Below are 4,741 nucleotides of genomic sequence, written 5' to 3'. Positions count from 1 at the left end.
CCCGCCGGCGGCGCGCGGCGCGTCGGGTGCCCGACGGCCCGCTCGGCGCCTTCCTGCGGACACCGCCGCCGGGCCCCGCCACACCGCTCGACGAGGTGCGGTTGTTGGCCGTGGACGTGGAGACGACGGGACTCGACCCACGACGTGACCGGGTCGTGTCGGTGGGATTCGTCCCGGTCGACGGGGACCGGATCGTGCTGCGCGGGGCAGGCTCGATGGTGCTGCGGTCGGACGGCCGGTCGGGGGACGACGGCGGGGTGGGCCAGAGCGCCACCGTGCACGGCCTCACCGACGACGATGTGGCGCACGGGTCCGGGGTCGCGGAGGTGCTCGACCGGGTGCTCACCGCCCTGACCGGACGCGTCCTGCTTGCGCACTACAGCACGATCGAGGTGGACTTCCTCGGCGTGCTGTGTCGGCGCGTGTACGGGGTACGCCCGCCGCTGAAGGCCGTCGACACACTCGAGTTGCAGCGACGGATCCTCGGCGGAGGGATCGGCATGGGGTTCACGGCGGATCCGTCGCCAGACGAGCTGCGCCTGTGGGGTGCCCGGGGACGCTACGGACTTCCCCGGTACCGCGCGCACGACGCGGCCGTCGACGCGCTCGCCTGCGCCGAGCTCTACCTCGCCCAGGTGGCCGAGCTCCGCGACCGTGGGGCGCGCGTCCTACGTGACCTCCGTACGCCCTAGGATCGCGGTATGCGTCTCGCCCGTATCGCCCATCCGCAGGGGTTCGCCTTCGTCGAGGTCCGTGGGGACATCGCCGACCCCTCCTCGCTGACCTGTGCCGAGATCTCCGAGCACCCGTTCGGTACCCCCGAGTTCACCGGCCGGGAGTGGCCGTTGGCCGACGTGCGTCTCCTCGCGCCCATCCTGGCGTCGAAGATCGTGTGCGTCGGCAAGAACTATGCCGACCACGCCGAGGAGATGGGCTCGCAGGCCCCCGCGGAGCCGCTGATCTTCCTCAAGCCCAACACCTCGGTCGTCGGCCCCGAGGCCGCCATCGCGTACCCGCCGAGCTCCGAGCGGGTCGACCACGAGGGCGAGCTCGCCGTCGTGATCGGGCAGCCGTGCCGCGACGTCGCCGCCGCCCGCGCGCACGAGGTCATCCTGGGCTACACCTGCGCGAACGACGTCACCGCGCGCGACCAGCAGCTCTCCGACGGACAGTGGACGCGGGGCAAGGGCTACGACACCTTCTGCCCGCTCGGTCCGTGGATCGTCACCGACCTCGACCCCAACGGTCTCGACGTCCGCACCACCGTCACGCACGAGGACGGGACCAGTGAGCTGCGCCAGGACGGCAACACCTCGCAGTTCATGCACACCGTCGGTGAGATCATCGAGTATGTCAGCCGGGTCATGACCCTGCTGCCCGGGGACGTCATCCTCACCGGCACCCCGGCCGGCGTCGGGCCGATGCTGCCCGGTGACCGCGTCACCGTGGAGATCGAGGGCATCGGCGCGTTGACCAACCCGGTCGTCGACAGGTAGCCACCACGCGTGCCGCCAGGCTCCGCCCCGGCGGCCCATGCGGCATCGGCCGGGCTCCGCCCCGGCGGCCTACGCGGCGCCGACCGCCCTCAGGACGGTCCGCAGCTTGGCCCCGGTCTCGGCGACCTCGTCGTCGGGCTCGGAGTCGGCCACGAGCCCGCCCCCGGCCCAGGCGACGGCTCCGGCACGGTCCGCGTCGATCTCGACGCACCTGATGGTGACCATCCAGTCGCCGTCACCGCCGGCGTCGGACCACCCGACCGCACCTGCGTAGAACCCCCGGTCGCCCTCGATCCCCGCGATGAGGCGGCGGGCCGCGTCCGTCGGCGTGCCGCACACCGCGGGGGTGGGGTGGACGGCCAGGGCCAGGTCCAGAGCGGTGGTCCTGGGGTCGGCGATGCGCCCCCGGATCCGGGTCCCGAGGTGCCACATCTCCCGGGTCGACGTCAACGAAGGGTGCTCGGGGATCTCCAGGTCGGTGCACACCGGCCCGAGTGACCGGGCCAGCGAGTCCACGACGAAGGCGTGCTCGGAGGCATCCTTCCCGGAGGCCCGCAGCGCGCGGCCCGCGGCCTGGTCGGCGGCGGGGTCAGCGGAACGGGGCGCGGATCCGGCCAACGGGTGGCACTCCACCAGGTCACCCCGGCGACGGACGAGCAATTCGGGACTGGAACCCACCAGGACGCGGCCCGAGTAGCGACCGCCGGCGGGGGAGAGGTCGACGAGATACCCGTCGGCCGAGGGGCTCGAGTCGATGAGGGCGGCGCACACCGCGTGGGGATCGATCGGCTCGTCCGCCGCTAGTCGCACCGCGCGGGCCAACACCACCTTGTCGAATTCACCGGCGCGCACGCCCGCGATCGCGGTCGCGACACGCGCCCGGTGCTCTGCCGCCGTGGGCACCTCCTCGGCGATGTGGGCGCGGGTCCGCATCGCGCGGAAATACGCAGGCGGCTCGAGCGGGCCGTCGGTGCGCACCACGACGTCGGGCTCCACGAGCGCGGCCGGTGCGTCCGGCTCGAAACCGATCGCACCCACTACGAGTCCGCAGGAGCCCGAACGAAGGGCCAGTGCGGCGTCGGCGGGATCGGTGAACGCGGCGAGGGCGCCCTGCGTGCGCAGCGAGCCGGTCGGCCGCGAGAGCAGGAAGTCCGGGGCTGTGACTGGTCGTCCGACGTCGGGGTGGAGCCCTGACGCCACGGCTCGCCTCCCTCGACTCGGTTCGGTCCGTGGGGCGCCGTCCTGCAGGCGCCTGCCACGGGTACCCGCTGATCCTAGGCCGGTCCTCGACGGGGGTGCGAGCCGGGACCGTCTCTAGGATGGGCCTCATGACAGCCTCCGATGTCCGCGTCCGCTTCTGTCCGTCGCCCACCGGCACACCCCACGTGGGGCTCGTGCGGACGGCACTGTTCAACTGGGCGCACGCCCGGCACACGGGTGGGACGTTCGTCTTCCGGATCGAGGACACCGACGCCGCGCGCGACTCCGAGGAGTCCTACCAGGCGATCCTCGACGCGCTGCGGTGGCTCGGATTGGACTGGGACGAGGGGCCCGAGGTCGGCGGTCCGTACGCGCCGTACCGCCAGTCGGAGCGGCGTGAGTTGCACCTCGACGTCGTGCGCCGGCTCATCGATGCGGGGGAGGCCTACGAGTCCTTCTCCACCCCCGAGGAGGTAGAGGCCCGGCACCGGGCGGCCGGACGCGACCCCAAGCTCGGCTACGACGGGTACGACCGCGACCTCACCGAGGAGCAGAAGCAGGCCTTCCGCGACGAGGGTCGCGGAGCGGTGATCCGCCTGCGGATGCCGGACGAGGACCTGTCCTGGAACGACCTCGTCCGCGGCGAGACGACCTTCAAGGCCGGCACGGTCCCCGACTTCGCGCTCACCCGCGCCAACGGGATCCCGCTCTACACGCTGGTCAACCCCGTCGACGACGCCCTCATGAAGATCACGCACGTCCTGCGCGGCGAGGACCTGCTCAGCTCCACCCCGCGGCAGATCGCCCTGTACCGCGCCCTCGAGCGCATCGGCGTGGCCGACGGTGTGCCCGAGTTCGGTCACCTGCCGTTCGTCATGGGTGAGGGCAACAAGAAGCTCTCGAAACGCGACCCCGAGTCGGACCTCTTCCTGCACCGGGACCGAGGCATGCTGCCCGAGGGCCTGCTCAATTACCTGGCGCTGCTCGGGTGGGGCCTGTCAGAGGACCGCGACGTGTTCTCACTCCAGGAGATGGTCGACGCCTTCGACGTCCGGCAGGTCAACGCGAACCCGGCCCGCTTCGACCAGAAGAAGGCCGACGCGATCAACGCCGAGCACATCCGGCAGCTGCCGACCGACGAGTTCGCACGGCGTCTGCGCGAGTACCTCGTCGCCCACCCGGCCCAGGACGGACTGACGCTGCCGGAGGACTTCGACCAGCAACGGTGGGCGGTCGTGGCGGAGTTGCTACAGACCCGCATCGTGGTTCTGTCGGACGCCTGGAAGCTGATCCGCTTCCTGCTGGTGGACGAGTCGGAGTTCACGGTGGACCCGCAGTCCGCGGCCAAGAACCTCAAGCCCGGGTCGCGTGAGGTCGTCGACGCGGCGATCGCCGCCCTCGGCTCTCTCGAGAAGTGGACGGCGCCCGCCATCGAGGCCGCGCTGTCCGGGGCCCTGGTGGACGGCCTGGGCATCAAGCCGCGCAAGGCCTACGGCCCGGTCCGGGTGGCGGTGACGGGTTCGCACATCTCGCCCCCGCTGTTCGAGTCCATCGAGCTGCTCGGCCGTGAGGCGACGCTGTCCCGTCTCCGCTCGGCACCGGTCGCCGGCTGATGAGAGCGGCCGCGCCCGTCGACGGATGACGGGCGTGGCCGAATCCAGCCGTCGAAGAAACGAGGCCACTGACCAGGCGATTTGCTATTCACCCACAGAGGTTTGGTAGTCTCTTCGAGGTCGCTGAAGAGCGGCGGAGAAGTGAAAATAGTGGCCTATGGTGTAATTGGCAACACAGCTGATTCTGGTTCAGCCGTTCTAGGTTCGAGTCCTGGTAGGCCAGCGGAGTGCTCCACGCGAGTGCTCACAGCGGATCCCCTGTGGATCCGTGTCCTAGCCCCCGTCGTCTAGCGGCCTAGGACGCCGCCCTCTCACGGCGGTAGCGTGGGTTCGAATCCCATCGGGGGTACACCGTGACGACGCCCGGAGCACATCGCTCCGGGCGTCTTCCGCATTTCGGGCATCGCTCAGCTCGAGGCGGGCGCCCGCCTC

Annotated in this window: 4 protein-coding genes and 2 tRNA genes; 5 read left to right on the top strand and 1 reads right to left on the bottom strand. The window is 71.3% G+C overall.

The features are described 5' to 3' along the window. Window positions 1–692 (top strand): exonuclease domain-containing protein (locus HMPREF3086_RS01200; protein ID WP_246830843.1); only part of this gene is annotated, 692 nt, incomplete at its 5' end. A 9-nt stretch (window positions 693–701) separates the two neighbouring features. Next, window positions 702–1,496, top strand: coding sequence for a fumarylacetoacetate hydrolase family protein (locus HMPREF3086_RS01195; protein ID WP_070719753.1), 795 nt, complete (start codon window positions 702–704; stop codon window positions 1,494–1,496). Between the two features lie 69 nt (window positions 1,497–1,565). On the opposite strand, the gene HMPREF3086_RS01190 is transcribed toward HMPREF3086_RS01195, so the two are convergent. Continuing rightward, on the bottom strand, window positions 1,566–2,696 hold the full coding sequence (locus HMPREF3086_RS01190) for an isochorismate synthase (protein WP_070719752.1): 1,131 nt from the start codon (window positions 2,694–2,696) through the stop codon (window positions 1,566–1,568). 128 nt (window positions 2,697–2,824) lie between these two features. Here HMPREF3086_RS01190 and gltX point away from each other — a divergent pair, with 128 nt between their 5' ends. The 3 genes from gltX (at window position 2,825) to HMPREF3086_RS01175 (ending at window position 4,658) form a co-directional block, all read left to right on the top strand. Continuing rightward, the gene (gene gltX, locus HMPREF3086_RS01185) at window positions 2,825–4,309 is read left to right on the top strand and encodes a glutamate--tRNA ligase (protein ID WP_061227790.1); all 1,485 of its coding nucleotides are present in this window, start codon (window positions 2,825–2,827) and stop codon (window positions 4,307–4,309) included. Between the two features lie 151 nt (window positions 4,310–4,460). Then, window positions 4,461–4,532, top strand: a tRNA-Gln gene (locus HMPREF3086_RS01180). Between the two features lie 53 nt (window positions 4,533–4,585). Next, window positions 4,586–4,658 (top strand) — tRNA-Glu (locus HMPREF3086_RS01175). Window positions 4,659–4,741 lie beyond the last annotated feature (83 nt).

The organism is Dietzia sp. HMSC21D01 (genome assembly GCF_001815995.1).
GTDB classification, from domain to species: Bacteria; Actinomycetota; Actinomycetes; order Mycobacteriales; family Mycobacteriaceae; genus Dietzia; species Dietzia cinnamea.
The sequence above is the reverse complement of the archived record's forward strand: the minus strand, read 5'-3'. Positions and strand labels throughout refer to the sequence as shown.

Coding starts and splice junctions, on each gene's coding strand:
- HMPREF3086_RS01195 (WP_070719753.1), top strand. CDS start 702: ATGCGTCTCGCCCGTATCGCCCATCCGCAGGGGTTCGCCTTCGTCGAG.
- gltX (WP_061227790.1), top strand. CDS start 2,825: ATGACAGCCTCCGATGTCCGCGTCCGCTTCTGTCCGTCGCCCACCGGC.